Annotated in this window: 24 protein-coding genes; 14 read left to right on the top strand and 10 right to left on the bottom strand. The window is 66.9% G+C overall.

What is annotated here, in order from left to right; genetic code table 11:
- Positions 1–171 precede the first annotated feature (171 nt).
- The 9 genes from PKB_RS24160 (at position 172) to PKB_RS24120 (ending at position 8,751) form a co-directional block, all read left to right on the top strand.
- Positions 172–777 carry a hypothetical protein gene (locus PKB_RS24160; RefSeq protein WP_043255206.1) on the top strand — a complete coding sequence of 202 codons (606 nt, stop codon included), beginning with the start codon at positions 172–174 and terminating at the stop codon, positions 775–777.
- A gap of 183 nt (positions 778–960) precedes the next feature.
- On the top strand, positions 961–2,067 hold the full coding sequence (locus tag PKB_RS24155) for a DUF6160 family protein (RefSeq protein ID WP_043255204.1): 1,107 nt from the start codon (positions 961–963) through the stop codon (positions 2,065–2,067).
- Between the two features lies 1 nt (position 2,068).
- Positions 2,069–3,628, top strand: a complete 1,560-nt coding sequence (locus PKB_RS24150; RefSeq protein ID WP_043255201.1) for a hypothetical protein — start codon at positions 2,069–2,071, stop codon at positions 3,626–3,628.
- Positions 3,629–3,639: 11 nt separating this feature from the next.
- Positions 3,640–4,146 carry a DUF6160 family protein gene (locus PKB_RS24145; RefSeq protein ID WP_043255199.1) on the top strand — a complete coding sequence of 169 codons (507 nt, stop codon included), beginning with the start codon at positions 3,640–3,642 and terminating at the stop codon, positions 4,144–4,146.
- Positions 4,147–4,250: 104 nt separating this feature from the next.
- Positions 4,251–5,036, top strand: coding sequence for a hypothetical protein (locus PKB_RS24140; RefSeq protein WP_043255197.1), 786 nt, complete (start codon positions 4,251–4,253; stop codon positions 5,034–5,036).
- A complete protein-coding gene (gene rimI / locus PKB_RS24135; protein ID WP_043255194.1) occupies positions 5,033–5,485 on the top strand; it encodes a ribosomal protein S18-alanine N-acetyltransferase in 453 nt (150 codons plus the stop codon). Before PKB_RS24140 ends, rimI begins: the two co-directional genes overlap by 4 nt.
- Before the next feature lie 225 nt (positions 5,486–5,710).
- Positions 5,711–6,955: a C69 family dipeptidase gene (locus PKB_RS24130; protein WP_043255192.1), complete on the top strand. Its 1,245-nt coding sequence runs from the start codon at positions 5,711–5,713 to the stop codon at positions 6,953–6,955.
- Between the two features lie 65 nt (positions 6,956–7,020).
- Positions 7,021–7,665 carry a carbonate dehydratase gene (can, locus tag PKB_RS24125; protein ID WP_043255190.1) on the top strand — a complete coding sequence of 215 codons (645 nt, stop codon included), beginning with the start codon at positions 7,021–7,023 and terminating at the stop codon, positions 7,663–7,665.
- A gap of 90 nt (positions 7,666–7,755) precedes the next feature.
- Positions 7,756–8,751, top strand: a complete 996-nt coding sequence (locus tag PKB_RS24120) for an isocitrate/isopropylmalate family dehydrogenase (RefSeq protein WP_043255188.1) — start codon at positions 7,756–7,758, stop codon at positions 8,749–8,751.
- A gap of 4 nt (positions 8,752–8,755) precedes the next feature.
- Here the strand turns inward: PKB_RS24120 and PKB_RS24115 are convergent, their stop codons facing one another.
- The gene (locus PKB_RS24115) at positions 8,756–8,950 is read right to left on the bottom strand and encodes a hypothetical protein (protein WP_043255185.1); all 195 of its coding nucleotides are present in this window, start codon (positions 8,948–8,950) and stop codon (positions 8,756–8,758) included.
- A 296-nt stretch (positions 8,951–9,246) separates the two neighbouring features.
- Between PKB_RS24115 and PKB_RS24110 the strand changes: the two genes are divergently transcribed.
- From PKB_RS24110 to PKB_RS24100, 3 genes are all read left to right on the top strand, one after another.
- Entirely contained in the window at positions 9,247–9,954 is a 708-nt protein-coding gene (locus PKB_RS24110; RefSeq protein ID WP_043255183.1) for an SDR family NAD(P)-dependent oxidoreductase, read from the top strand.
- A gap of 1 nt (position 9,955) precedes the next feature.
- On the top strand, positions 9,956–10,519 hold the full coding sequence (locus tag PKB_RS24105; RefSeq protein WP_043255180.1) for a hypothetical protein: 564 nt from the start codon (positions 9,956–9,958) through the stop codon (positions 10,517–10,519).
- A gap of 213 nt (positions 10,520–10,732) precedes the next feature.
- A complete protein-coding gene (locus tag PKB_RS24100) occupies positions 10,733–11,068 on the top strand; it encodes a hypothetical protein (protein WP_052355370.1) in 336 nt (111 codons plus the stop codon).
- Between the two features lie 66 nt (positions 11,069–11,134).
- Here PKB_RS24100 and ppa read toward each other — a convergent pair whose 3' ends face one another.
- The 3 genes from ppa to PKB_RS24085 all read right to left on the bottom strand — a co-directional run bounded on the left by ppa (position 11,135) and on the right by PKB_RS24085 (position 13,229).
- On the bottom strand, positions 11,135–11,665 hold the full coding sequence (gene ppa / locus PKB_RS24095) for an inorganic diphosphatase (RefSeq protein WP_043255178.1): 531 nt from the start codon (positions 11,663–11,665) through the stop codon (positions 11,135–11,137).
- Positions 11,666–11,746: 81 nt separating this feature from the next.
- Positions 11,747–12,565 carry a M90 family metallopeptidase gene (locus PKB_RS24090; protein ID WP_043255176.1) on the bottom strand — a complete coding sequence of 273 codons (819 nt, stop codon included), beginning with the start codon at positions 12,563–12,565 and terminating at the stop codon, positions 11,747–11,749.
- A gap of 4 nt (positions 12,566–12,569) precedes the next feature.
- Positions 12,570–13,229 (bottom strand): DedA family protein, encoded by a 660-nt coding sequence (locus tag PKB_RS24085; RefSeq protein ID WP_043255174.1) that lies wholly within the window; start codon positions 13,227–13,229, stop codon positions 12,570–12,572.
- A 192-nt stretch (positions 13,230–13,421) separates the two neighbouring features.
- On the opposite strand from PKB_RS24085, the gene PKB_RS24080 reads away from it, so the two are divergent.
- The gene (locus PKB_RS24080; protein ID WP_052355369.1) at positions 13,422–14,999 is read left to right on the top strand and encodes a serine/threonine-protein kinase; all 1,578 of its coding nucleotides are present in this window, start codon (positions 13,422–13,424) and stop codon (positions 14,997–14,999) included.
- Here the strand turns inward: PKB_RS24080 and PKB_RS24075 are convergent.
- From PKB_RS24075 to eat, 5 genes are all read right to left on the bottom strand, one after another.
- Positions 14,898–15,785 (bottom strand): substrate-binding periplasmic protein, encoded by an 888-nt coding sequence (locus PKB_RS24075; protein ID WP_052355368.1) that lies wholly within the window; start codon positions 15,783–15,785, stop codon positions 14,898–14,900. The two genes, PKB_RS24080 and PKB_RS24075, sit on opposite strands and share 102 nt — an antisense overlap.
- A 95-nt stretch (positions 15,786–15,880) precedes the next feature.
- Positions 15,881–16,345: a GNAT family N-acetyltransferase gene (locus PKB_RS24070; RefSeq protein WP_043255172.1), complete on the bottom strand. Its 465-nt coding sequence runs from the start codon at positions 16,343–16,345 to the stop codon at positions 15,881–15,883.
- 228 nt (positions 16,346–16,573) lie between these two features.
- Complete coding sequence (gene eutC, locus PKB_RS24065; protein ID WP_043255171.1) at positions 16,574–17,386, bottom strand: ethanolamine ammonia-lyase subunit EutC; 813 nt, start codon at positions 17,384–17,386, stop codon at positions 16,574–16,576.
- A gap of 9 nt (positions 17,387–17,395) precedes the next feature.
- On the bottom strand, positions 17,396–18,790 hold the full coding sequence (locus PKB_RS24060) for an ethanolamine ammonia-lyase subunit EutB (protein WP_043255169.1): 1,395 nt from the start codon (positions 18,788–18,790) through the stop codon (positions 17,396–17,398).
- A 54-nt stretch (positions 18,791–18,844) separates the two neighbouring features.
- A complete protein-coding gene (eat, locus tag PKB_RS24055; RefSeq protein WP_043255167.1) occupies positions 18,845–20,209 on the bottom strand; it encodes an ethanolamine permease in 1,365 nt (454 codons plus the stop codon).
- A 285-nt stretch (positions 20,210–20,494) separates the two neighbouring features.
- Here eat and qhpR point away from each other — a divergent pair, with 285 nt between their 5' ends.
- Positions 20,495–21,544 (top strand): AraC-like transcriptional regulator QhpR, encoded by a 1,050-nt coding sequence (gene qhpR, locus PKB_RS24050; protein WP_043255165.1) that lies wholly within the window; start codon positions 20,495–20,497, stop codon positions 21,542–21,544.
- Between the two features lie 227 nt (positions 21,545–21,771).
- Here the strand turns inward: qhpR and exaC are convergent, their stop codons facing one another.
- Positions 21,772–23,292 carry an acetaldehyde dehydrogenase ExaC gene (gene exaC, locus PKB_RS24045; RefSeq protein ID WP_043255163.1) on the bottom strand — a complete coding sequence of 507 codons (1,521 nt, stop codon included), beginning with the start codon at positions 23,290–23,292 and terminating at the stop codon, positions 21,772–21,774.
- Between the last annotated feature and the right edge of the window lie 122 nt (positions 23,293–23,414).

Genomic DNA, 23,414 nt, shown 5'->3' with positions numbered 1-23,414 from the left:
CGATTGTACTGCAAAGGTTTGCCCGCGGCGGAAGGGGTGACGAAAAGCGGCAGTTTGCGACCGGAGGCAGGCGGAGCGAGGCCGGGATGGCCGCGTAACTGTGATCCAAGTCACTGAATTTCCTGGCATGTTTTCTGCGATGTGGAGAACAGCCACTAGCCAATTGCCGCCATGACCTACGACGCCGCCCTCGCCAAGGCCCGCTGGGCCGAACTGGAACGCCAGAACGATCTGGACTGGGATCTCGATGCCATCACCGACCGCAGCGAGGCCATCGCCTTCCTGCGTCGCTTCGAGAACCGCCTGTGCATCTACTCGTCGTACGTCGAGAAGCTCTACAGCAACTACAGCTTCGTGATTCCCGAGAGCCAGGAAGGCGGCATCACCATCCTTCCCGACGAGCAGGCCTGGTTCGACACCTTCCACGACATCCCGCCCGAGGCGGTCGAGCCCACCGGCATCCATATCCTGCCGGGCGAAACCATGGGCCATAGCGGCCTGTACATGAAGATTCCCGGCGAACACCGCCTGGCCGGCTCCGCCGAGATGCGCTTCCAGGACGGCCTGAAGCTGCTGATCCGCCGCTACCGCATGCGCGACGAGCCCTTCCTGCCGCTGCTGGTGAAAGGCGATCTGCGCGAATACGAGGCGCGCATGCCGTCGCTGCACCTGCACCGGCTGAACGTCGCCAAGCTGCAGTCGCAATCGCGGCTGAACATCGAAGGCATCAAGGGCGCCATCGCCGAGCACCTGATCGGCCTGTTCCGCCACGCCTGACGGCGCGTTCCCGTCTTCGCCGTTACGCGGGTGTGACAATGGGTAACACCCGCTGTCGCCCCATCGGGCCGTTCTCGACTATGGGTTGGGCTGTGCTAGCCGGGGATTCCTGCATAGTGGGATCACGGCTCCGAGTCCCCGTGCGGATCGGATCGGCCCACAAAACAAGAACGGGAAAACGCCATGCCTTCGTCCACTCGTCTGCCCGCGCGCGTCCTTGCCGTCCTCTGCGGCAGCCTGCTGGCCGTGTCCGCCCAGGCCCACATGCAGGCGATGGACGATGGCGAGTTGTCGAACGTGACCGGCCAGGCCGCCTTCCTCACGGTGGATGCGTCGACCTACCAGAACTACCAGTACACCCGCCTGAACTTCGGCGCCGACATCAGCCTGCTGACCAACATGGACCAGCTGAGCCTGGGCAACTACACCCGCACCGGCGCCAACACCGTGTCCAACCAGCCGTCGGACATCCTGATCAACAACTTCGCCCTGGGGCGGGTGGACAACGCCAACTCGGCCCAGGCCAGCGTGGTGCCGTTCCAGATCCAGGACCCCTACGTCGAGTTCGCCTTCCAGACCAATGCCCAGGGCGTGCGCCAGCTGGTCGGCGCGCGGATCGGCTTCGGCCGCGCACTGGGCGACCTGTCCGGCGACATCCAGTCGCTGACCGGCAACCTGCAGGGCAAGATCTACGGGCCGGCGTCCATCGCCCAGCAGTACTACATGCAACAGCACAACCTGAATGGCTTTACCTGCCTGTTCGATACCAACTGCCTGGCGCTATCGCTGGCGGGCAACACCCAGGTCTATGCCGACGTCAATTTGCTCAAGGCCGGCACCGGGGAAACCACCATCAACGGCCAGCCGATCAACCGCGCCACGCAGATCGGTATCGCCAAGGGCGACTCGCTGCACAGCGACGAGAGCGGCCTGATCGCCTCGCTGATCCCGACCCTGTCGACCACCAGCAACTGCCAGGCGCTGGGCCTGACCACCTGTTTCGACCTGACCAACTACAAGAGCATCTACATCGGCAAACCGGGCGGCACCAACGTCGCCACCGACGGCGCCCAGGGCATCTTCTTCTCGCTGCAGAACCAGAACGTGCCCTGGAAGGACCTCGCCAACGCCGGCAATTTCGTCAGCACCCAGTCCGGCGCCTTCGCCAACTTCCCCAAGGTGGGTACTGGCGCCGACGCGGTCTATCCGATCCTGATCAACCTCTACGACGCCCTGCGTGGCCTGCCGCGGGTCTCCACCTGCATGGGCGCCCAGGCCTCGGGGTGCTGACATGAGCCGCCGCCTGCTGTCCCTGTTCTGCCTGTTCGGCGCGTTGCTGAGCCTGCCGGCCATGGCCATGAAGGCGTTGGATGACGAGCAGCTGGAAGGCGTCAGTGGTGCCGGCCTGGGCTTCTTCATCGACGGTTTCAGCTACGACCAGGCCACCGCCACGGCGAAGATCACCGGGGTGAAGAACAGCACCGGCGCGGACGTTGCCGTGGACATCACCGGTGCCTACATCAAGGGCGCCGGCAGCCAGCGTGGCACCCAGGACGTGAAGGCCTACCTCGGCACGCCCATGCATCCCTTCACCCTCGGGCCGATCAAGTACGCCAGCGGGCAGAACATCCCGGTCGGCTCCCAGGCGCTGCAGCTGAAGACGCCGACCTGGACCGACCCGATCAACGACACCCACCAGTTCGGCCTCTGGTCCTACTACCAGGGCTGCCTGTACGGCGAAGCCGGGTGTACCGATCCGACCAAGGCCACTACCAAGATCAACGGCGAGCTCAGCGGCCTGACCAGCCAGCGCGATGCGATCTACACCACCTATGGCACCAACCTCACCACGCTGAAGAGCGGCATAGACACCGACATGGCGGCGGTGAACACCCAGCAGGCCCAGGTCGCCACCGCGCAGGCTGACGTCAACGCCAAGTACGCCAGCATGTCCAGCCTCTATGATCAGCTTCCCTCGCAGATATGCGGCATCACCTGCCAGAGCAAGCCGGCCCTGGGGCAGACCTACAGTTGCCCGCTGTTCGCCAACTGCTCGGCAGCCACGAACTACAACAACTCGGTGTCGGCCTACGGTACGTCCTCGGACAACCTCGAATCCGCCCAGCAGAATCTCAGCGCAGCCTGGAACGTGCAGCGCAACGGTCGCACCTTGAGCCAGCGCGCCAGCGACTACGACAGGTTCGTCCAACTGTGCGGAGCCCAGAGCGGTAGTGCCACCACCTGCGTCGGTGGCTCGATCAAGCGCACGCAAGGCAATGTCGCCACGGTGCAGCTGGTCGCCAGCACCCTGCAGACTTCCGGCAACACGCGCATCCAGGGCCTGGACATCGGCCTGAAGACCAACTTCACGCTGCCGAGCGTCGCCTACAACAGCGATGGCAGCCAGGGCGCCACTACGACCCGCCAGGACTACTTCGCAATCGACATCCAGAACTTCACGCTCAACGGCTCCTACCTCAACATCTGGGGCGCCGCTGCCGGCATGAAGCTTTCCATGAGCCTGCAGATGTATGCCGACAAGATGATCATCAGCGGTTGCCAGACCTGCACCGACAACGACCGCGCGGTGCTGAAGAACATCTACTTCGACCTCAACCTGGGCGACGCCAACTACCAGCCGGCTACCCTTACCGTGGCCAGCACCGGCGACCTGGTGCTGAACGCGCCGGGCGTCACCTGGGCCAACCACGACGCCTTCTACCAGAACGTGCAGAAGAGCAATATCAGCATCGGTGACCTGAGCATCAGCGGCACCGACCTCGGTTCGCAGGCCATCCGCGGCATGCGCATCGACTACCTGAACGTGCAGACGCACGCCCTGCCGCGCTGAGGAGAACAGCGATGAGCCTGCCTTCCCGCCGCCTCCTGTTCGCCGTCCTGTTCGCTGCCGCGCCGTTGGTCCATGCCGAGATGCAGGGCCTCGACGACAGCGAGATGTCCAGCGTCAACGGCCAGAACGGCGTCAGCCTGGCGGTGAACTTCACCCCCGCGGCCAATACCGCCGACACCCGTTGCAGCGGCGGTTGCGGTGCGCGCCTGGCGATCCAGCCGCTGAACAGCACCGGCTACATCGTGCTGGACAACTTCAAGGGCACCTTCAGCTTCGATGGCATGACCATCGACGTGGTGAACATCAACAGCGGCTTCAATGGCGACGGCGCGCTGTTCAACCAGCAGGCGCTCAAGGTCGGCCTGACCAACGCCAGCGCCACCAACCTGCAGTTCTCCCTTGGCGGCGCCAACCAGGCCAAGGCGGGCGCCGGGCTGCAGCAATCGACCCTGCTCACCTACCAGGCCTCCGGCGCGGTCAAGCTGACCGGCAACATCTACGTCTTCGGCACCCACTGACGGCGCTTCCGCCGGCCGGACTTTCCGCGCGCGGCGTTTCACGCGACAATCCCGGCCCGTTGTGATTTCCCTGCAGCCGCAGGATGCCCACAGGTACTGGACTCTTGATCGAAGAAGCCCGCCGTCGCGCCTACCTTGGCGCCATGCAGGTCGCCTCCTGGCTGCCGCGCGTGGCCTTGCCCTTCGCTGCGCCTTCGCGCCCCGAACTGCTGGAGCCGCTGGCGCCCGCCGAAGAGGTGGCGCCGGCCGCCGTACCCGAAGCCCGTACCGAAGCACCGGCTCCTGCGGTAGCGCCGACTCGCCCGGCGATCCCGGTGGTGATGCCCAAGCGTGCCGAGAAGGCACCCGAAGCACCGTCCCAGGCCGAGGCCGAAGCGGCGGCCCCGCGCGTGCCGGTCGAGCCGCCGCCGCGCTTTGCCCTGCAATTGCTGCGTGCCGGCAGCTGCGCCCTGCTGGTGGAACTGCCCACCGGCGAGCCACTGGCCAGCCGCGACCCGGCCTACCTGCTGCTCAAGGACCTGCTGCGCGCCGCCGGCCTGCCGGACAGCCCGCAGATCATCGGCGAGCCGGTGCGCTGGCCGTTGCTCTCCCGCGGCAACCTGGACCAGGGCCCGCAGGCCGCCCGCGAGTTCGTACAGGGCTTCGTCGCCGCGCGCCTGGAAGAGAGCGGCGCCTGCAAGTGCCTGTGGCTGGTCGGCCGCCCCGCCGTGCGCTTCGCTGGCGAGGCCGAAGACGATGCCCTTTACCGCGAACTGCAGGTCGAGGAGCTTGGCGTCGCCTGGGCCATCCCCGGCCTGGAGCGCCTGATCGAAGAACCTCCGCTCAAGGCCGAGCTCTGGCGCGCCATGCGCCGGGTGCGGCAACGCTGGACGAGCCAGAACGAAGCATGACCGACGCGATTTCCTTCCGCCCCATGACCGAGGCGGATCTCGATGCCGTACTGAAGATCGAATACGCCGCCTTCAGCCACCCCTGGACCCGCGGCATCTTCACCGATGGCCTGAAGAGCTACGACTGCTGGCTGATGTTCGAAGGCTCCCAGCAGGTCGGCCACGGGGTCATCCAGATCATCCTCGACGAGGCGCACCTGCTGAACATCACGGTGAAGCCGGAAAGCCAGGGCCGTGGCCTCGGCCTGCGCCTGCTCGAGCACCTGATGGCGCGGGCCAACGAGCTGGGCGCGCGCGAGTGCTTCCTCGAAGTGCGCGAGTCCAACCAGAGCGCCTACCGCCTCTACGAGCGCTTCGGCTTCAACGAGATCGGCCGCCGGCGCGGCTACTACCCGGCCGTGGGCGGTCGCGAAGACGCATTGGTAATGGCCTGTACGCTTTTGGACTGATCCGTCACTCCGGCCATATCCCGCAGCCACCGGCTGGTCTAGGCTTTCGACCAATAACAAGAACAAGGTCGTGCCATGAAGCCAACCGCTGCAACGGCGGTGCCGTCCACCCGGGGCGCCACCCGCTGTGCCCGGCATAGCGCCGGGTATTCTCCTGCCGTTTCCCACCCTGCACGACGTGCGTCGGAGTCTGGCGCCGTCGCTGTGAACTAGGGAGGCGCCGGCATGTGCGACACCCTCGTCCTGCGCAGTGAAAATCGCACCTGGTTCGCCAAGAACAGCGACCGCGAGCCGGCCGAGCCGCAACGCCTGCTGCGTCTGCCGGCCGTGCGTGGCGACAGCGCCGCGCACGTGCGCACCACCTACCTGGAAATCCCCCAGAGCGCCGAACGGCATGCCGTGATCCTCAGCCAGCCGAGCTGGATCTGGGGCGCGGAAATGGGCGTCAACGAACACGGCGTGGCCATCGGCAACGAAGCGGTTTTCACCCGCCTGACCAGCCAGCAGGGCGAGGCGCTGCTCGGCATGGACCTGCTGCGCCTGGGCCTGGAACGTGGCGCCAGCGCGCGCGAGGCGCTGGAAGTCATCACCGAGCTGCTGGAGCGCCACGGCCAGGGCGGTCCCGCCGGCTTCCGCAACAAGCGCATGCGCTACGACAACAGTTTCCTGATCGCCGACGCCGAAGAAGCCTGGGTGCTGGAGACCGCCGGGCGGCTGTGGGCGGCCAAGCGCGTCGAGCGCTGGGCGATCTCCAATGCCCTGACGCTAGGCCACGAATACGACCTCGCCAGTGAAGACCTGCCCGGCCAGGCGCGCCGCCTGGGCTGCTGGAACGGCCGGGGCGACTTCCACTTCGCCCGCGCCTTCGACGGCCGCGTGCTGCCGTGGATCGCCGGCGCGCACCAGCGTCGTCGGCTGAACATGGACTTCCTCGCCAACTGCCCGAGCCATCCCGATTGGCAAGCCCTGGTCGTCGCCCTGCGCAATCATGGCCAGCGCGAGCATGACTTCCATCGCCACGACAACCGCCAGGTGTGCATGCACGCCGGCAGTTTCTGGCGACCCTCGCAAACCACCGCCAGCCTCATCGCCCGGCTTGGCGGCGGTGAACCGCGGCTGGCTGCCACCGGGACCTCGGCGCCGTGCCTGTCGCTGTTCCAGCCGCTGGCGTTCGACCCGGCTGCCGGTGCCAGCCTGCTCAGCAATGCCGATGACCCGGTGGAGCGCTCGCTCTGGTGGCGCTTCGAGAGTGTCCATCGGCGCGCCCTGGTCGATGCGGAATTCGCCGCCGCGCTGCGCGCCGGGCATTCCTGGCTGGAGAGCGAGCAGCTCGCCGCGCTGGACCGGCGCATGCCGGAGTGGGCCCGCCTGGCGGCCGAGGCCGAGGCCTGGCATGGCGCCTGGCAGCAGTTGGCCAGGCATCTGCAACCAAGGCTGCCGCGCTGGTGGCGGCAGCATGCCGCGCCCTAGGGGATGGCGCTTGTCAAAGGTGCCGGTGCTGACTAAGGTGCGGCACCGGACTGGAGGAGCCAACCATGAGCGACCTGCAACAGCTGTTCGACAACAACGCCCGTTGGGCCGAAGCGATGAACCGCGAGCACCCCGAGTTCTTCGCCAAGCTCGCCCAGCAGCAGACGCCGGAATACCTGTGGATCGGTTGCTCCGACGCCCGCGTGCCGGCCAACGAGATCGTCGGCATGCTGCCCGGCGACCTGTTCGTCCACCGCAACGTCGCCAACGTGGTGCTGCACACCGACCTGAACTGCCTGTCGGTGATCCAGTACGCCGTGGACGTGCTCAAGGTGAAGCACATCCTGGTCACCGGCCACTACGGCTGCGGCGGCGTGCGCGCCTCCATGCAGGACCGCCAGTTCGGCCTGATCGACGGCTGGCTGCGTAGTATCCGTGACCTCGCCTACGAGCACCGCGAGCACCTCGCCCAGTTCGCCAGCGAAGAGGAGCGGGTCGACCGCCTCTGCGAACTGAACGTCATCCAGCAGGTGGCCAACGTCAGCCACACCACCATCGTGCAAAACGCCTGGCATCGTGGCCAGGAGCTGTCGGTGCATGGCTGCATCTACGGCATCAAGGACGGCCGCTGGAAAAACCTCAACGTCACCGTCAGCGGCCTGGAGCAGCTGCCGTCGCAATACCGCCTGCGCCCAGTCGGCCAGCCCTGAGTGCCGCCGACCGGTCATCCGGCGCGCTCGCCGGGTGCGCCGGGCGGTTCGATCATGAATGGGTAGACGGACGTGGAAGGCGAGGCGGGCATGCGTGAACTTTGTGTAATCGCCGGTGACGGCATCGGTCGCGAGGTGCTTCCGCCGGCTGTCGCCGTGTTGCAGAAAGTGCTGCCGGAGCTGCATTTGCGCGAAGCCGAGGCTGGTTGGGACTGCTTCCAGCGCCACGGTACCTCGGTGCCCGAGGCTACCTTCGAGGCACTGCGGCAGTGCGGTGCAGGGCTGTTCGGCGCGGTTTCCTCGCCCAGCCACAAGGTCGAGGGCTATCGCAGCGCCATCCTCCAGCTGCGCCAGAGGCTGGGGCTCTACCTCAACCTGCGCCCGGTACGCAGCCTGCCGGTGGTGTCACACCATCCCGGCGTCGACCTGCTGATCCTGCGCGAGAACAGCGAGGGGATGTACAGCGGCCGCGAGCACTGGGAAAGCGACGGCGTGGCGATCGCCGAGCGGGTCATCAGCCGTGCCGCCTGCGAGCGCCTGGCGCTGGCCGCTGCGCGTATCGCCCATGGCCGCAAGGCGCGGCGAATCACCCTGGTGCACAAGGCCAACGTGCTGTCGCTGACCTGCGGACTGTTCCGCGACACCTGCCGCGACACCCTGACCACCGAAGGCTGGAGCAACGTGCTGGACGAGCGCCTGGTCGACGTCGCCGCGCTGCAACTGGTGGAGTGCCCGGAAGGCTTCGACATGATCGTCACCAGCAACCTGTTCGGCGACATCCTTTCCGATCTTGCCTGCCACTGGGGCGGCGGCCTGGGGCTGGCGCCTTCGCTCAACCTGGGCGACGGCCTGGCTCTCGCCGAGCCGGTGCACGGCAGCGCCCCCGACATCGTCGGCAGTGGCCGCGCCAACCCGTTGGCAGCCATCCTCAGTGCGGCGCTGTTGCTGCGCCATCACTGGCAGGACGAAGCCAACGCGCGGCGTATCGAGCGGGCAGTGGAGGCCTTCCTGCGCGAGGAGGGCCATGTCGATCACGGCGTGGAAACCACTCGCGTGGTGGGCGAGGGCGTGCTGCAGCGGCTCTAGCGGCTCAACCCAGTTCGGGGTGCGCGGCCAGGTAGCGGCCGATGACGGTACCCAGGACGATCAGCGGCAACGCCGCCAGCGCCAGGCGCCAGCCGGTGTCGAGGGGCAACCAGCGGAGGAAGCTGGTGTATTGCGTGGCAAGCAGTCCCAGCCCGAGCGACACGGCGGTCGCCTCGAAAGTCCTGAAATCGCGAGGCATACGGGGAAACCTGTGGCAGAAAAAATACGCCATTGCCCAAGGGGCAGCGTGCGGGCAATGGCGCCATTGGAGAGCAGGTAAATGGAGAAACCTGCGGCGCCAAAGATACCGACGCGAGCGGACCATTAGCCAGCTAATCAAGTGCGAATCTGTGTTGCCGGGATCGAAACAATCCAGACCTCGCTACCCACGGCTGGCTTCATCGGACCGGCATTCTGTCGCCCGAGGATCGGGCTTTGCCGCGCGCCGCTGGATAGGCTGTAAGCCTGCCATGCATCGGATCGCGAGGACGCGAAATGGACAAACCACTGCAAGGGCGGGTGATCGCCATCACCGGCGCCTTCGGCAATCTGGGGCTGGCGCTGGCCGTTGAAGCGGCGCGCCGAGGCGCACGGCTGGCGCTGCTAGGGCGTGCGTCGGTCGAGGGCGTGAACCTGCCGGTCGAACTGCACGAGGCCCTGCTGCTGGGTGGCGTCGACCTGACCAGCGAGGACTCGGTGGCGCAGGCCCTGGCGCACATCGAAGATCACTTCGGCCAACTGGACGGCCTGGTCAACGCCGCCGGCGGCTTCCGCTGGCAGACCCTGGATGGCGGCCAGCTGGACGCCTGGGACGACCTGTACCGGACCAATCTGCGAACCGCCGCCACCGCGAGCAAGGCAGCCCTGCCGCTGCTGCTGCGCTCCCGAGCCGGGCGCATCGTCAATATCGGCGCAGCGGGCTCGGTAAAGGCGGGAGCCGGAATGGGCGCCTATGCCGCATCGAAGGCCGGTGTCGCGCGTCTGACCGAGAGCCTGGCGGAAGAGTTGAAGGACAGCGACGTGACGGTCAACGCCGTGCTGCCCGGCATCATCGACACTCCGCAGAACCGCGCCGACATGCCGGGCGCCGACGTCTCCCGCTGGGTCACGCCGGCTGCGCTGGCGGCGGTGATCCTGTTCCTCCTCTCCGACGACGCCGCAGCCATCACTGGCGCGCTGCTGCCTGTCACCGGGCGGCTCTGACGTGCTGGCCGTCTTCTGCGAGCTGGTGCTGTTCGGCGCGTGCGCATGGGTAGCCTGGGGCTGCACCCGCCGATGCCAGGGCTGGGCGGTGCTCGGCTTCGTTTTTCTGGGCGTGGCCGCCCTTCTTGGGGCGCTGGCCTATGCCGGTGTGGCAGCCGTCGGCGAACCGCACCATTGGTTATCCACAGCCGCTGGCCGGGTTGCGTTGCTGCTGATCGCCTTTGCCGGCGGAATCGGCCGCTGGCGAGTGTTCGGCTTGCTGCTGGCAGGGCTGGCTATGTCCTTGCTGCCAGACCAACTGGTGCTGGTTGGCAACCTGGCCGCCCTGCTGGCGATCGCCTGGAAAGGCCGCTCCGCTCGATGGCCGTTCGCAGTCGCAGGCGTAGTGCTATTCGCCTCGGCCGGCCTGCTGATCGGCACGCACGGCGAATGGCTGGGCATGGCGCGGCTGGACCTGTTCCACCTGTGCCTGGTGGCGGCGGTGCTGACCTGGGGCGCGGCGGGAATTGGCGAGGGGCGGTTGGCGGGGCGGAGCGCGCGTCCGGAGCTGGCGCGCGGGCATTAAAAAAGCCGGCTTGTGGCCGGCTTTCAGGGGGTGGTCCGTTCTCACTTCTGGTAAGCAGCGACCGCCTTGATAATTCTGTGGACGGGGCGCTGGCGCCGGCGTCGTGGGCGCGCACTTTAGCAAATTCGTCCGGGCTTGCCTAATGGCATTTGCGCCAAGCGGTGGCGAATGTGGCTGCTACGCTCTGCGCTGTCGGTTGGCGGGAGGTGGTCGATGCGCAGGGCTTGGTTGGGGGGGCTGCTGCTGGGGCTGGCGGGCTGCCAGTCGCCGGGAGCGCTGAAGGAGGAGGTATCGGTGTCGAGCGTGCAGACGCTGAAGTCGCCGCCGGTGTATCGCGATTGCCTGTTGCCGAAGTGGCGCGCCTATCGCTCCGGGACGGAGCAGGTGGAAGTCCGTTACGGCTATCGCCTGGTTCTGCCTGATAGCGCCGGCCAGCCCGGTGCGTTGCTGGAGGTCGGTGCCAATGAGCGCGGCAGTCTGGTGTCGCTCTATCAGCGACCCGGTGTGGACAGCGCGTTCGCCGAGCGCAGCCTGCGCGAATGCCTGTAGCGGAAATGAAAAAGCCCCGCGCTTGGCGGGGCTTCTTCGCAAGGCAGCGGGCGAGGCCCGCGTCCGTCACTTGGCCTGGAAGGCGGCGACGGCCTTGGTGATGTAATCGCGAGCTTGTTCGGCGTTGCCCCAGCCCTCGACCTTCACCCACTTGCCTTTCTCGAGATCCTTGTAGTTCTCGAAGAAGTGCTTGATCTGCTCCAGCAGCAGGGCCGGCAGGTCGGTGTATTCCTGCACGTCCTTGTAGAGGACGGTCAGCTTGTCGTGCGGTACGGCGACCAGCTTGGCGTCGCCGCCGGCTTCGTCGCTCATGTTCAGCACGCCAACCGGACGGCAGCGGATGACCGAGCCCGGCGCGACCGGGTAGGGGGTCACGACCAGCACGTCGAGGGGGTCACCGTCGTCGGCCAGGGTGTTCGGGATGAAGCCGTAGTTGGCCGGGTAGAACATCGGGGTGGCCATGAAACGGTCGACGAACAGGCAGTCGGTGTCCTTGTCGATCTCGTACTTGATCGGCGCGTGGTTGGCCGGGATCTCGATGGCGACGTAAATGTCGTTCGGCAGGTCTTTGCCAGCCGGGATGCTGCTGTAGCTCATGGACGACTCCAGGTGTCTGTCGGACCGAAAAAAGTGCGGCGGATTATAGGCAGATTGCCCCGCGCAAGCCACAGCCGGCGCTCAGTGCGGGGGATGTTCCTGATATTCGGGGTGTTCGCGCTGCAGGCTGCGCAGGCGCGCCAGCGGATCTTGCCGGTAGAACAGGGCGAGCTGCTGGTAGACCTTCGGATAGGCCGCCTCAAGCAGGTCGGGGCCGGTGAAGAAGTATTCGCTGGTCACGGCGAAGAATTCCGCCGGGTTTTCCGCCGCGTACGGATCGATGGCCGTGTGGGCGTGCGGGTTGTGGTCGAGCTGGCGGTTGAGGTCGTCGTAGGCCGCCTGCATGGCGCTGGCCCAGTCGGCGATACGCATGTCGCGGTGCAGCGGCGGCAGGCCGTTGGCGTCGCCGTCGAGCATGTCCAGCTTGTGCGCCAGCTCGTGGATCACCAGGTTGTAGGCGTCCCAGCCGCCGCCGCTTTCCACGCCGGGCCAGGCGAGGATCACCGGGCCCTGGTAGGAGGTTTCGCCGCTGCGTTCGTCGTCGAATTCGTGGACCACGCCGGCCGGGTCGCGGTGTTTCTGCGGGCTGAGGAAGTCGTCCGGGTACAGCAGCAGCTCGTGGAAGCCCTGGTACCAGTTCAGCTCTGGCAAGTGCAGCAACGGCAGCTGCGCTTGGGTGGCGAGCAGCAGGCGGCGGAAGTCGTCGAGCTCGACGCCAGGCAGGGCGTTGAGGCGCTTGTCGCGCAGGAACAGCAGCGCCCGCTCGGCGAGAAGGCGCAGTTCGTCGACGCTCAGGCCGTCGAGGATCGGCAGTTGCCGGCGGACCTCGGCCCACAGCGCCGGGTCCAGCGGATGTCGGGCGAGAAAGCGGCGCCTGCGCCAGGCGCCGAACGACCACATGGGCTCAGCGCTCCGAGGTCTGGGCCTTGGCGTTGCGCGACAGCTTGTGGCGGATCACGCCGATCGCCATGGGGACCAGCGAGAAGGCGATGATGCCGATGATCATCAACGAGAGGTTCTGCTTGATGAAGGGCACGTTGCCGAAGAAGAAGCCGAGGGTCACCAGGCCGCCGACCCAGGCGATGCTGCCGACGACGCTGAAGGCGAGGAAGCGCAGGTAGGGCATGTAGGCCATGCCGGCGACGAAGGGCGCGAAGGTCCGCACGATGGGCAGGAAGCGCGCCAGGGTCACGGTCTTGCCGCCGTGGCGTTCGTAGAAGGCGTGGGTCTGGTCCAGGTAGTCGCGGCGGAACAGTTTGGAGTTGGGGTTGCTGAACAGGCGTTTGCCGAGGGTCCGGCCGATCACGTAGTTGGTGCTGTCGCCGCTGACCGCCGCGAGCAGCAGCAGGCCGCCGAGCAGCCAGGGGTCCATGCCGCCGCTGGCGCAGATGGCGCCGGCGATGAACAGCAGCGAATCGCCCGGCAGGAAGGGAGTCACCACCAGGCCGGTTTCGCAGAAGATCACCAGGAACAGGATGGCGTAGATCCAGGCACCGTAGTTGCTGACCAGCAGCGTGAGGTAGGTGTCTAGGTGCAGGACGAGGTCGATCGGGTTGAAGTCCATGAAGTGCCTTGAGAACGACGGGGTGAACTGGCCAAGCGGGGCATTATAGGCGGCGCAGGGATGCCACGGGGCGCGCATTGTCGCGCGGCCGCGGAAACTCAGATTGCAGGATATTACAGCCTCCGGGTGAAAAAGCTGTCGGCATGAAGCCTGCAGTTTCCCCCTTCGATAGCCATCGTCGGGGGACGCTCCATGCGCCACAGCTCCATCGCCCGCCTGGCGCCCGGCCTTGCGCTGTGCGTCGGCACCGATCTGCCCGAGCAGGCGGCGCGGTTGCGCACGCACTGGCTGGACGGACGGCAGGGGCGGCCACCGCTGTTCATGCTCGCGCTGCTCTGGGGGCGCGGGCGCACCGATATGGTGCAAACCCTGGAGGCGCTGCTGGATGGCCTGTTCGCCGATTTCGCCGGAACGCCCGAGGGGTGGTCGGAGACCCAGGCGGTGCGCCAGGTGCTCGCCTCGCTGAACATGCAGCGCTTCCGCCTGGCCCGTGGCGGGCAGGCGCTGCCTGAGCTGGCGGTGGGCATCCTGCTGATCCAGGGCGAGGACGTGCATTTCCTGCGTTGTGGCAACGTCGGTCTGCTGCGCGTTCGGCAGGGCGAGCTGCAATCCCTGGCCGGGCGCGAGGACGGCTTCCTCGGAAGTCAGGCGGAGCTGGCGCTGACCCAGCACAACCTGGCGAGTCGCCCGGACGAGGCGTTGCTGCTGGCACCGCAACCCTTGCTCGAGGTGATGGACCGACGGCCGCTGCAGGCGCTTGGTGCATTGAGTCCCGAAGTTGATCCCGGCGAACTGCTCGCGCCTTTGCTGCAGGCCCCTGGTGCGGCAGCGCTTTTGTTGCCGGCTCGCGCGCTCGGTCAGCCCGGCATACCCCAGCCGAACACCTGGCCAGCACCGCCTGCCTTGCATCCTGGCGACGAACTGGACGGCTGGCGGGTGCTCGAACGTTGCGGATACGGGCCAGAGGCGCGCTTGTATCGCGTGCGCCATGACGATGGTCGCGAAGCCTGGCTGCTGGCGGCGGAACACGCGGCGGACCAGGCCTACTGGCTCCGCGAATGGGCCCTGCGCTGCTGCAAGGTCGCGAGCCTGCCGGATGTGCTTTCGCCGCGTGAGGCGCGCCGGCATGCCTTCCAGTTGCTCGGCCTTCCGCCTGGAACATGGCGAAGCCTGGCGGACTGGCGCGGGGCCCGTCGGCAACCCTCGGCGAGCGAGCTGCTGGGGTTGCTGCGGCAACTCGTCGAGGCGCTGCGGGCATTGCAGCGGCGCGGTGTGCTCGGGCTTTGGGTTTCGCCGCGGCAGGTGCTGGTGAACGAAAAGGGCATGCTGGTGCTGGTGCCTGAGGTTGCGGCGGTGGTTCCCGGAGTTCCGCGCCAGGCTCTGTCGGGAAATGTCCTGCCGCTGGCGCCGGAGCTGCGTTACGGCGGGGCGCTGGACAGTCGGGCCGATCAGTTCATGGTCGCGGCCTACGCCTATTGGCTGGCCAGCGGACGTTGGCCGGCGTTGGCGCTACCGGATGCCGAGGAGAGCGCGCGCTACGTGCCGTTGACGGAGCTTGGGGCGTGCATCCCCGAAGGTTGGGACGGCTGCCTGGCGCGGGCGCTGGCGCCTGAGCCGGGGCAGCGCTTCGAGGCCATGTCGGAGTTCATGCAGGCGCTGGAGCGCCCGCTACTGCATGCCGACCCAGTTCAGGGTTGGCGGCGTCGGGCGATATTCGCTGCGCTGTTCGGCGTGACCCTGGCCGGGGCCGTGCTCTATCTGTTCGGCTAGCGGGTGCTCGGCCACCGCGCGCATGGCCTGTGCCGTTTCGAGGTGGGCGTCGGCGATCAGCTGCTGCAGTCGCCCGCTCTGACGCAGGGTACGCAAGCTGCGGTCGAGGTTGGCGGCCAGCGCTTCGCCGCCGCTGCGGGCCTTGGGAATCAGCACATAGAGCGGCTTGACCTCCAGCGGCGGCTGGATGAACTCCAGCTGCTCGCGCAGCGCCGGGGCGTTGCGGGCCAGCAACTGGTAGCCGGTATAGCGATCCACCACGGCCAGGTCGAGGCGCCCGCGCAGGAGCTTCTCGAGGTTCTGCCAGTCGCTGTTGACCACGTCCTTGTTCAGGTAGTCGGCGGCGTCGAAGTCCGCCTGGTTGACATAGCCGCGCACCACGCCAATGCGATACGGGCGCAGGCTGTTCAGGTCCGCGGGGTTGTAGTCGATGGCGCGGTCGCGGCGGTGGAAGAAGCCGAGCTGGGAGTCCAGCAGCGGCATCGAGGTATAGAAGTCGCGGCTGCGATCGACCGACAGGTAGGCAGGCATCAGTGCGTCGTAGTGGCCTTCGCGGGACTCGTTGAGGGCGCGTTGCCAGGGCAGGAAGACCACTTCGGCCTTGTCGCCGTTGAGGGCGAGGGCTTCGTCGAGGATGCGGGTGGCCAGTCCTTTGCCCGGTAGGTCCGGCCCTACGTAGGGTTCCCATTCGAGGGTCGCCACACGGAGGGTTTCGGCGTGGGCGCTGCCCAGGGCGAGCAGCAGGGCGAATGCCAGGCGACGCAGAGATCGTTGGGGAGAATGCATGTAACCCCTTATCCGTCGGACTACGGATGCTGCACCTACGGTGCCATCACTCTAGCGCTGCGGCCCCGCTGCGACCAGCGGGGCGGGATAAATGCTCAGACGAGGTCGTCGCTGATCGGCAGGATGTAGTTCTTGAACTCGGTGTCCTCGCGGAAACCGATCGACTCGTAGACCTTCTGCGCCACTTCGTTGTCGATGCTGGTCGACACGCGCATGCGCACGGCGTTGGTGTCGCGCGCCATCTGCCGGGCGTGCTGCAGCAGGTGGTCGGCGACCAGCTGGCGGCGCGCGTCCTCGGCGACGTAGATGTCGTTGAGGATCCACACGCGCTTGAGCGACAGCGAGGAGAAGCTCGGGTACAGCTGGCAGAAGCCCAGGATGCGGTCGTCAGCGTCGTCGGGCAGGGCCAGATAGATCACCGACTCCTTGCGGCTCAGGCGCTTCTCGAGGAATTTCCGCGACGACTCGGGGTAGGGGAGCATGCCGTAGAACTCGCGGTATTTGACGAACAGCGGAGTCAGCATGTCGAGGTGATCGAGGGTGGCTTGCACGATGCGCATATCGATTCTCTGCGGTCGGTGAATGGGCTGCTATCACGATGCAGTTGCTATGCCAGCGAAATGGCATGGGGCTGGATGCTGCACCAGAAATCGTGGAAAGCGCAATCCAAGCAAGCGTTTGATCGAAGGCGGTGTGGCAGCTGTCTCGTAGGCGCGAGCTTGCTCGCGAATGCCCCGCTGCGAAGCCGGTTCGCGAGCAAGCTCGCTCCTACAGGGAAATTTTCTGCGTCAGTTGCCGGCAAGCAGGAAGTTGGCGCCCGGCCCCTCGCCACCCAGGCTCGGCAGTTCCGCCTCGTCCTTCAGGTTGACCCCGGAGAGCTGGCGCCGGCAGGCCTCGCGCATCAGGTAGAGCAGGCGGTGCGCGGCCATGCCGTAGCTCAGGCCTTCCAGGCGCACGTTGGAGATGCAGTTGCGGTAGGCGTCGTTGAGGCCGACCTTCGGCGACCAGGTGAAGTACAGGCCGAGGCTGTCCGGCGAGCTGAGTCCGGGGCGCTCGCCAATCAGGATGACCACCATCTTCGCCCGCAGCAGCTCGCCTACCTCGTCGGCCACCGCGACGCGGCCCTGTTGCACCAGGGCTACTGGCGACAGGCTCCAGCCTTCGCCGCGCGCCTGCTCCTCGAGACGTTCGAGGAAGGGCAGGGCGTGACGCTGCACGGCCAGTGCGGAAAGCCCGTCGGCGATCACCACGGCAAGGTCGTAGCCCTGCGGGTTGGCCTCGGCGTGCTGGCGCAGGCGTTGAGCAGAATCAGCGTGCAGGCGCCGGCCGAGATCGGGGCGTTGCAGGTAGACATGGCGGTCGGCGGCGGCGCTGTGCAGCAGCAGCGTGTCGCGGCCGCGTTCGGCCAGGGCGGCGCTGATGCCGGCATGGTCGAAGGGCAGGTGCACGGCGTCGCGGGCCTGCGCGTGGGCGAACTGGAAGTCCAGTTGCGCCTGGGTCGGCAGGCTGGTGCCGGCGCGGCCGAGGGCGATGCGCGCCGGGGTCAGGCGGCGCAGTTCCTGCCAGGGGTTGGGCGTGGCGGTGGGCTTGTCGTCGTGCATCGCGCTTCCTCAGCTCAGTTGCGCCAGGGCCGGGCGGAACGCCGGCGGCAGTTGCTCGGCCAGGCGTACGCGGCCTTCCTGTTGCTGGAGAATCTGCATGCGTTCCAGCCACGCCTCGAACTCAGGCGCGGCGCGCAGGCCGAGGCTCTGCCGCGCGTAGAGCGCGTCGTGGAAGGAGGTGGTCTGGTAGTTGAGCATCACGTCGTCGGAGCCGGGGATGCCCATGATGAAGTTGATCCCGGCCACGCCGAGCAGGGTCAGCAGCATGTCCATGTCGTCCTGGTCGGCCTCGGCATGGTTGGTGTAGCAGATGTCGCAACCCATGGGCACGCCGAGCAGCTTGCCGCAGAAGTGGTCTTCCAGGCCGGCGCGGATGATCTGCTTGCCGTTGTACAGGTACTCCGGGCCGATGAAGCCGACCACGGTGTTCACCAGGAACGGCTTGAAGTGCCGGGCCACCGCGTAGGCGCGGGTCTCGCAGGTCTGCTGGTCGACGCCGTGGTGGGCGTTGGCCGAGAGCGCGCTGCCCTGACCGGTCTCGAAGTACATGAGGTTGTCGCCGAGCGTGCCGCGCTTGAGCGACAGGCCGGCCTCGTAGCCTTCCTTGAGGACTGCCAGGCTGACGCCGAAGCTGGCGTTGGCCGCCTCGGTACCGGCGATGGACTGGAAGACCAGGTCCAGCGGCGCGCCACGATTGATCGCTTCGATCGAACTGGTGACGTGGGTGAGCACGCACGACTGGGTGGGAATCTCGTAGCGCTGGATGATCGCGTCGAGCATCTCCAGCAGGGTGCAGATCGATTGCAGGCTGTCGGTGGCCGGGTTGATGCCGAGCATGGCGTCGCCGTTGCCGTAGAGCAGGCCGTCGAGGACGCTGGCGGCGATGCCGGCCGGATCGTCGGTCGGGTGGTTGGGCTGCAGGCGGGTCGACAGTCGCCCGCTCAGGCCCTGGGTGTTGCGGAAACGGGTGACTACGCGGATCTTCTGTGCCGCGAGGACCAGGTCCTGCACGCGCATGATCTTCGATACCGCCGCCGCCATCTCCGGCGTCAGCCCCGGCGCCAGGGCGCGCAGGCTGTCCTCGTTGGCGGCGTCGCCGAGCAGCCAGTTGCGGAAGTCGCCGACTGTCAGGTGGCTGACCGGCGCGAAGGCGGCGCGGTCGTGACTGTCGATGATGAGGCGGGTGACCTCGTCGTCCTCGTAGGGGATCAGCGCCTCGTCGAGGAAGCGCTTGAGAGGCACCTCGGCCAGCGCCATCTGCGCGGCGACGCGCTCGGCATCGCTGCTCGCCGCGACGCCGGCCAGGCAGTCGCCGGAGCGCTCCGGGCTGGCCTTGGCCATGAGGTCCTTGAGACTGTCGAAGCGCCAGGTCTGGCCGCCGACGCTGTGGGCGTATCCGGGCATGGGATCTCCTTGGGGCGACGAAGGCGCCAGGCCCTGCGGCCCGGCGCCGGTGGATCAGCCTTCGCTGGCGAAGCTGGCCGGCACGCCACGGCGCGCGGCGATCACCAGGTTGCAGCAGATGATGCCGGCGAGCATCAGGACCAGGAACACCACGGCGATGACTTCGTTGTACCAGAGCATCGCCACCAGGCACAGCAGCGCCAGGCCAAGCGCGATACCCGGCACCACCGGGTAGCCGGGGGCGCGGAAGGTGCGCTCCAGGTTCGGCTCGCTGCGGCGCAGCTTGAACAGGCTGAGCATGCTCATGATGTACATGACGATGGCGCCGAACACGCTCATGGTGATCATCGCCGCAGTCAGGGTCATGCCCTGCAGGCTGATCAGGTTGTCGCTGAAGATCGCCGCGATGCCGATCACGCCACCGGCGAGGATCGCCCGGTGCGGGGTCTGGAAGCGCGACAGCTTGGCCAGCGCCGGCGGCAGGAAGCCGGCACGGGCGAGGGCGAAGAACTGCCGCGAGTAGCCGAGGATGATGCCGTGGAAGCTGGCGACCAGGCCGAACAGGCCGATCCATACCAGCATGTGCATCCAGGTCGAGTTGTTGCCGACCACCGCTTTCATCGCCTGCGGCAGCGGGTCGTTGATGTTCGACAGGGTGCGCCAGTCGCCCACGCCGCCGGCGAAGATCATCACGCCGATGGCCAGCACCACCAGGGTCAAGATGCCGCCGATGTAGGCGCGCGGGATGGTGCGTTTCGGGTCCTTGGCTTCCTCGGCGGCCATGGCTGCACCCTCGATGGCGAGGAAGAACCAGATGGCGAAGGGGATCGCCGCGAAGATGCCGCCGATGGCCGAGACGCTGAATTCGCTGGAACCGGCCCAGCCATTCAGGACGAAGTTGCTGAAGCTGAAGCCCGGGGCGACCACGCCCATGAACACCAGCAGCTCGATCACCGCGAGCACCGTGACCACCAGCTCGAAGGTCGCGGCGATGCTCACGCCGATGATGTTCAGGGACATGAAGATCACGTACGCGCCGGCCGCCGCCCACTTCGGATCGAGCGCCGGGAACTGCACGTTGAGGTAGGCGCCGATGGCCATGGCGATGGCCGGCGGGGCGAAGACGAATTCGATCAGGGTGGCGATCCCGGCAATGCTCGCGCCGGTCTTGCCGAACGCCCGCAGGCTGTAGGCGAAGGGGCCGCCAGCGTGGGGGATCGCAGTGGTCAGCTCGGTGTAGCTGAAGATGAAGCAGGTGTACATCAGGGCCACCATCAGGGTGGTGACCAGGAAGCCGAGGGTGCCGGCGGTGCCCCAGCCGTAGCTCCAGCCGAAATATTCGCCGGAAATCACCAGGCCTACGGCCAGGCCCCAGAGGTGCAAGGTTCCAAGCGTCGGTTTTAGTTGTGATGCGCTCATCGAGGACTCCTCTGCCCCTTGGGGCGTGGTCGGGTTGCCAGGCCTCGATGGTAGCGAGCAAGGCGGGCGAGGACTTGACCCTGGGGCACCGCGTGCGAGCCCTGCGGTCAAGTTGCAACAGGGTGTTACCCATCGCCCCAGAATGAGGCGCGGCGCGCCCTCCAAGGTGGCGCGATGGTTTGCGCAGAGCCCCGTTTGACGCGCTTCGGAGGTGTCGTCAAACGAGGCATGGGAATTGCAAATCCGTTTTCTTGGATAAGTGATCAATAAAACGAGCGTGCGCCCATGACCCCGTCTCTGTTCTCCGCCGCAGGCCTTGCGCCAACGGCCAGCAACATCGGTGTGCTGTCCGCCGCCGCCAGCGGACTGGATGGTTTCATCCGCGCCCAGGGCGGTGACCTCGACCGGGTCTTCGGCCGCGCCGGCATCGATCCCGAGCAACTGCGCCACCCGACGCTCAGCCTGGCGTTGACCAACTATTGCCAGGTGCTGGAAGAGGCGGCGCGGCAATCGGGTTGCGACAACTTCGGCCTGCGCTACGGCCAGCAATTCCAGCCGCGTGCGCTCGGCCTGCTGGGCTATGTCGGGCTGTGTTCGGAAACCCTCGAAGACGCCCTGCGCAACTTCGCCGCGGCCTTCCCCTATCACCAGCACAGCACGCTGATCCGCCTGGTCGATTGCGGCGAGTGCTACCGCTTCGACTACCAGGTGCAGCACGGCGCCATCCTCGACCGTCGACAGGACGCCGAGCTGACCATGGGCATGGCGCTGAACCTGTTGCGCCACGCCCTCGGCGCAGATTGGACGCCGCGCGCAGTGGGCTTCGAGCACGCGCGGCCGGATGGCTGGCAGGAACATGGCAAGGTGTTCGGCGCGCCGGTGCATTTCCAGCGCGGCTGCAATTCGCTGCTGGTGCCCAAGGCCGACATCCGCGGCCGGCTGATGCCCGAGCGCGACGCCAACCTGCTGTTCCTGGTCCAGGACGTGATCCGCCGCCTCGGTGAACAGGGCAATCGCCCGGACCTGCTGGAAGATGCGGGCACCCAGATTCGCCTGGCACTGGGCGAGGGTGAGCCGGTGCTGGAGCTGATTGCAGAACGCCTGGAACTGACCGCGGCCGGCCTGCAGCGGCGCTTGCGCGAGGCGGGCCTGAGCTTCAGCCAACTGGTGGAAAACACCCGCCGCGACCTGGCGCTGCACTACCTGCGCCAGCGCCAGCGGCCGATTTCCGAGCTGGCGCCGCTGCTTGGCTATTCCGAGACCAGCGCCTTCTCCCGCGCCTTCCGCCGCTGGTTCGGGGTGAGCCCGCGGCAGTGGCGTAGCCATGAGGGCTGACGCCCCAACTAGACCTGAGCCATCCCCGCTGCAGAAAGCACTGTAGGAGCGGACCTTGTCCGCGATCGCGGGCATGGCCCGCTCCTACAGGATGCGCGGGTGCCAGGGTTTTCGCGGATAAGATCCGCTCCTACGCGGTGCCGCTTTCCGCAAGGCAAAAAAAGCGCGGCCCGCAGGCCGCGCAAAGAAGAGAGTCGGGAAGACGCCCGCCGCAGCGGGCGGGGGGATCAGAAGAAGCCCAGCGGGTTGATGTCGTAGCTGACCAGCAGGTTCTTGGTCTGCTGGTAGTGGTCGAGCATCATCTTGTGGGTCTCGCGGCCCACGCCGGATTTCTTGTAGCCGCCGAACGCGGCGTGCGCCGGGTACAGGTGGTAGCAGTTGGTCCACACGCGGCCGGCCTTGATGCCACGGCCCATGCGGTAGGCGCGGTTGATGTCGCGGGTCCAGACGCCGGCGCCCAGGCCGTACTCGGTGTCGTTGGCGATGGCCAGGGCCTCGGCTTCATCCTTGAAGGTGGTGACGCCCACCACCGGGCCGAAGATTTCTTCCTGGAACACGCGCATCTTGTTGCTGCCCTTGAGCAGGGTCGGCTGGATGTAATAGCCGGTGGCGAGGCTGCCTTCGAGCTTCTCGACCTGGCCACCGGCCAGCACTTCGGCGCCTTCCTGCTGGGCGATGTCGAGGTACGAGAGGATCTTGTCGAACTGCTGCTGCGAGGCCTGGGCGCCGACCATGGTGTCGGTGTCCAGCGGGTCGCCGCGCTTGATCGCCTTGACCTTCTTCATCACCACTTCCATGAACTGCGGGTAGATGGATTCCTGCACCAGCGCGCGGGACGGGCAGGTGCAGACTTCACCCTGGTTGAAGAAGGCCAGCACCAGGCCTTCGGCGGCCTTCTCGATGAAGGTCGGCTCGGCTTGCATGATGTCTTCGAAGTAGATGTTCGGGCTCTTGCCGCCCAGCTCTACCGTGGAGGGGATGATGTTCTCTGCGGCGCACTTGAGGATGTGCGAGCCCACCGGGGTCGAGCCGGTGAAGGCGATCTTGGCGATGCGCTTGCTGGTGGCCAGCGCTTCACCGGCCTCGCGGCCGAAGCCCTGGACGACGTTGAGCACGCCCTTGGGCAGCAGGTCGCCGATCAGTTCCATCAGCACGCAGATGCCCAGCGGGGTCTGCTCGGCCGGCTTGAGCACGATGCAGTTGCCTGCGGCCAGCGCCGGGGCGAGTTTCCAGGCGGCCATCAGCAGCGGGAAGTTCCACGGGATGATCTGCCCGACCACGCCCAGCGGCTCGTGGATGTGGTAGGCGACGGTGCTGTCGTTGATCTCGGCGGCCGAACCTTCCTGGGCGCGGATGCAGCCGGCGAAGTAGCGGAAGTGGTCGGCGGCCAGCGGGATGTCGGCGTTGAGGGTCTCGCGCACCGGCTTGCCGTTGTCCCAGGTCTCGGTGACGGCGAGTACTTCGAGGTTCTGTTCGATGCGGTCGGCGATCTTCAGCAGGATGTTCGAGCGCTCTTGCACCGAAGTGCGGCCCCAGGCGTCGGCGGCAGCGTGGGCGGCGTCCAGCGCCTTGTCGATGTCGGCGGCGTCGGAGCGGGGGAATTCGGCGATCGCCTGGCCATTCACCGGCGAGGTGTTGATGAAGTACTGGCCGTTCACCGGCGGCACGAACTCGCCGTTGATGTAGTTGCCGTAGCGCGACTTGAAGGACACGACGGCACCGGCAGTTCCAGGTTGGGCGTAACGCATGGTTGATCTCCTGACTCTTGTCTTTGTTGGGGAGGACGCGTTTGCGGTCTAACAAGACTAGAGCAAGGGCCGGGCCATGCCAGTGGAAGGCCCGTCATTGCTGGGCCAACGGTCGGATTGTG

Origin of the sequence: Pseudomonas knackmussii B13, from assembly GCF_000689415.1 — a bacterium.
In the GTDB taxonomy this organism is placed as follows: Bacteria; Pseudomonadota; Gammaproteobacteria; order Pseudomonadales; family Pseudomonadaceae; genus Pseudomonas; species Pseudomonas knackmussii.
This window is presented reverse-complemented; position numbering and strand designations above follow the sequence as displayed.

Excerpts from the sequence above, each read along its gene's own strand:
- PKB_RS24070 (WP_043255172.1), bottom strand. The coding sequence starts at position 16,345 with ATGCGCATCGTGCAAGCCACCCTCGATCACCTCGACATGCTGACTCCG.
- PKB_RS24155 (WP_043255204.1), top strand. The coding sequence starts at position 961 with ATGCCTTCGTCCACTCGTCTGCCCGCGCGCGTCCTTGCCGTCCTCTGC.
- eutC (WP_043255171.1), bottom strand. The coding sequence starts at position 17,386 with ATGCACGACGACAAGCCCACCGCCACGCCCAACCCCTGGCAGGAACTG.
- PKB_RS24085 (WP_043255174.1), bottom strand. The coding sequence starts at position 13,229 with ATGGACTTCAACCCGATCGACCTCGTCCTGCACCTAGACACCTACCTC.
- PKB_RS24145 (WP_043255199.1), top strand. The coding sequence starts at position 3,640 with ATGAGCCTGCCTTCCCGCCGCCTCCTGTTCGCCGTCCTGTTCGCTGCC.
- PKB_RS24075 (WP_052355368.1), bottom strand. The coding sequence starts at position 15,785 with ATGCATTCTCCCCAACGATCTCTGCGTCGCCTGGCATTCGCCCTGCTG.
- PKB_RS24110 (WP_043255183.1), top strand. The coding sequence starts at position 9,247 with ATGGACAAACCACTGCAAGGGCGGGTGATCGCCATCACCGGCGCCTTC.
- PKB_RS24060 (WP_043255169.1), bottom strand. The coding sequence starts at position 18,790 with ATGCCCGGATACGCCCACAGCGTCGGCGGCCAGACCTGGCGCTTCGAC.
- PKB_RS24090 (WP_043255176.1), bottom strand. The coding sequence starts at position 12,565 with ATGTGGTCGTTCGGCGCCTGGCGCAGGCGCCGCTTTCTCGCCCGACAT.
- eat (WP_043255167.1), bottom strand. The coding sequence starts at position 20,209 with ATGAGCGCATCACAACTAAAACCGACGCTTGGAACCTTGCACCTCTGG.
- PKB_RS24100 (WP_052355370.1), top strand. The coding sequence starts at position 10,733 with ATGCGCAGGGCTTGGTTGGGGGGGCTGCTGCTGGGGCTGGCGGGCTGC.
- rimI (WP_043255194.1), top strand. The coding sequence starts at position 5,033 with ATGACCGACGCGATTTCCTTCCGCCCCATGACCGAGGCGGATCTCGAT.
- ppa (WP_043255178.1), bottom strand. The coding sequence starts at position 11,665 with ATGAGCTACAGCAGCATCCCGGCTGGCAAAGACCTGCCGAACGACATT.
- PKB_RS24130 (WP_043255192.1), top strand. The coding sequence starts at position 5,711 with ATGTGCGACACCCTCGTCCTGCGCAGTGAAAATCGCACCTGGTTCGCC.
- qhpR (WP_043255165.1), top strand. The coding sequence starts at position 20,495 with ATGACCCCGTCTCTGTTCTCCGCCGCAGGCCTTGCGCCAACGGCCAGC.
- PKB_RS24115 (WP_043255185.1), bottom strand. The coding sequence starts at position 8,950 with ATGCCTCGCGATTTCAGGACTTTCGAGGCGACCGCCGTGTCGCTCGGG.
- PKB_RS24120 (WP_043255188.1), top strand. The coding sequence starts at position 7,756 with ATGCGTGAACTTTGTGTAATCGCCGGTGACGGCATCGGTCGCGAGGTG.
- PKB_RS24150 (WP_043255201.1), top strand. The coding sequence starts at position 2,069 with ATGAGCCGCCGCCTGCTGTCCCTGTTCTGCCTGTTCGGCGCGTTGCTG.
- PKB_RS24160 (WP_043255206.1), top strand. The coding sequence starts at position 172 with ATGACCTACGACGCCGCCCTCGCCAAGGCCCGCTGGGCCGAACTGGAA.
- exaC (WP_043255163.1), bottom strand. The coding sequence starts at position 23,292 with ATGCGTTACGCCCAACCTGGAACTGCCGGTGCCGTCGTGTCCTTCAAG.
- PKB_RS24080 (WP_052355369.1), top strand. The coding sequence starts at position 13,422 with ATGCGCCACAGCTCCATCGCCCGCCTGGCGCCCGGCCTTGCGCTGTGC.
- can (WP_043255190.1), top strand. The coding sequence starts at position 7,021 with ATGAGCGACCTGCAACAGCTGTTCGACAACAACGCCCGTTGGGCCGAA.